Here is a 2,715-nt window from a genome sequence, read left to right on the forward strand (position 1 = left end):
GTCAGAAATTGCTGACAAGTTTAACTAATTAACTTCCAACCGTAGGTGGGCAGTGCCCACCACATAAGTTTCAGGTAGATAACCGTGGGGTGGGCGGGTTTGAATGAAACTTCTAGTTTAAAAGAAATCTCTAGCATAAACCCGCCCCTACAGATCCTTGTCGCCATCGCCATTACATCTCCCATGCTTACTACCATCTGCCTCACCATCATCTCGGCTGCCACGATCCTCTTCTTCACGCGGCGGGGATTGCGATATCTGCGTTACTTCCAGCAGGAAGAATATAACGGATCGCGGTTTAAAGATTGGTTGCTCGAAAAACGCACTTTCGATACCAAAGGTACTTTGATTGCCCTCATTGCAGCGGTAACGAGTAAATTTGGCACTGGGGGACGGATGGAATATTGTTTGGTAATCTGCGTTATCGCCGCAGCAGTCTTAGTCTTCATTGGCTTTAAAGAAGAAGATCCGCGTAAGGTCGGCAAGATTAAGCTGAATATGACCGATCGAGCGACGGCGATTTACAATCTCGCTTTGGGTTTAGATGCGATCGCGACAATCCTCATCATTACTGCTACCTATTTCTTAGGAGCTGGCGATCGAATTTTCATCTATTGGCTCATCGCCTTTGTTTTAATCCAGTCTTCACCGATCTGGATTGTCATCGCCAATGCAATTCTCTGGCCGAACGAACTCAAGAAACAGCAGGCTTTCCTGCAAGAAGCTAAAGATATCCTCGCTGACTATCAGCCCTACACGATCGGGATTACGGGGAGTTATGGCAAAACTAGTACCAAAGCCATCTTAGGGAGCATTTTAGAGGCGATCGAGCCGACATTTTGGACGCCTGGGAGTATCAATACCGAGATGGGTATTACCCGCCAAATCCGCGAAAATCTCAAACCCCAACAGCAAATCGCCATCATCGAGATGGGCGCGTATCAAATCGGCTCTGTGGCTAAATTATGCCGCTTCACGCCCCCAAATGCCGGACTAATTACCGCCGTCGGCTTAATGCACCTCGAACGCTTCGGCGGGATTGAAAATATCTACAAAGCCAAATGCGAACTGCCTCAAGCTATCCCCGCCGATGGTTTACTCGTCTGTAATGGCGACAATCCTGGCGCGCGCAAGATGGCTGGCGAATACCCCAAAGCAACCACACTGCTCTATGGATTGGAACCAGAAATCGGCCACCTCGACTGCTGGATGTCGGATATTAAAGCGGGTATGGATGGCACCACCTTTAACATTCACTGGCAAGGTAAAACCTATCCAGGCTTCACCAAACTCCTCGGCGCACCGATGCTTTCCAATCTCGTCGGCTCATTTACGATGGCTTGCGCGCTGGGCAAAGATCCCGATTACGTCATTGCCGCCATCTACAATCTCGAACCTGCCAATAACCGCCTCAATCTGCGCAAAAATGGCGATGGCTTCATTCTCGATGACTCGTACAACTCTAACCCGATCGGGTTTGCCTCCGCGCTGGAAGTCCTCGAAGTCCTCGAAGGCGGACGCAAAATCCTGATGACGCCAGGAATGGTCGAACTCGGTGACTTGCAAGCGGCAGAGAATCGTCAAGTTGCCATCAAAGCTGCGACAGTCTGCGATCTGGCGATCGTCGTCGGCGATACGAATAAAGAAGCACTCAAAGCCGGATTGCTCGAAGGCGGCTTGGCTCCCGATAAGCTGATGGAATTTCCCGATCGCGATGCGGCACTAGCCTATCTCACCAGTCCCGAGCACCGTCAACCCAAGGATACAATCCTGATTGAAAACGATCTGCCCGATCTGTACGAAGCGATCGCCAGGTTCTAGGATTCGCCCAATCTTCACAACGGAAGACCGATCTAGATCGGTCTTTTTTATTACAAAATATTTACCACTATTGGACTGGATGACTGTTTGATGTGTCTCTCACTCAACAAGTATTATCAGTGAAATACTTAAGTAATTGTGCTGAATTATTTTGCCGAATACATTGTTATTCTGAGCTTGAATATTTGGATTACATCCAAGTTGCTACACATTCAACATCTACTAAACCAATCGTGAAAATTAAATTTTTAGCACTAACCATCGGTATGGCAGTTGGTGGTGTCCTTACTAGCGGATATTTTGCACCAGTACAGGCGGTGAGCTTCTTGAACACTTTTAGTAGCCCTGGCACGATCGGCGAGATCGATTCGGGTAATGGCCGATTTACACCAGTAATTACAAACGGGCCAAGCTCATTAGCAGACATCGCCCTGGATGGATCTGGTCAGTTGTACGGCAACACTTTGTCTGAATTGTACAGATTTAATCCAGCCACTAATACCTCCACGTTTGTGGGTTCGCTAGGTACGTCGATTAATGGTCTGGGGTTTGCGACTAATGGCAATCTCTATGGGACTGGCGGCAATAATTTTTACCAAATTAATACTACTACTGGTGCGGCGACACAAGTCGGTAGTAACATCACCAACTTTAACTCTGCTGGTGACATCGTTTTCAATCCCAACAGCAACCAGTTTTTAGCGACATCCCTCAGTCCTAGTAATAGTACTTTGTTCTCGATCGGCTTAAATGGCTCTGCTAGTCCAATTGGCAGCGGTATTGGTTTTGGTAATGTTTATGGCATATTTTTTGAAGGGGGTCAGCTATTTGGCTACACAGACGATCGCCAACAAATTAAGATCGATCTAGCCACTGGTGTAGGTACTTTCGATC

The 2,715-nt window shown here is 47.7% G+C and carries 2 protein-coding genes; both read left to right on the forward strand.

Translation table 11 applies throughout. The features are described 5' to 3' along the window. The first annotated feature begins 183 nt into the window (after positions 1 to 183). The gene (locus RMO84_RS20450) at positions 184 to 1,821 is read left to right on the forward strand and encodes a UDP-N-acetylmuramoyl-tripeptide--D-alanyl-D-alanine ligase (RefSeq protein ID WP_310490279.1); all 1,638 of its coding nucleotides are present in this window, start codon (positions 184 to 186) and stop codon (positions 1,819 to 1,821) included. A gap of 233 nt (positions 1,822 to 2,054) precedes the next feature. After that, on the forward strand, positions 2,055 to 2,715 hold a 661-nt coding region (locus RMO84_RS20455; protein ID WP_310490280.1), incomplete at its 3' end, for a hypothetical protein.

It is taken from the genome of Chamaesiphon sp. VAR_69_metabat_338 (assembly GCF_031423935.1).
Classification (GTDB): Bacteria; Cyanobacteriota; Cyanobacteriia; order Cyanobacteriales; family Chamaesiphonaceae; genus Chamaesiphon.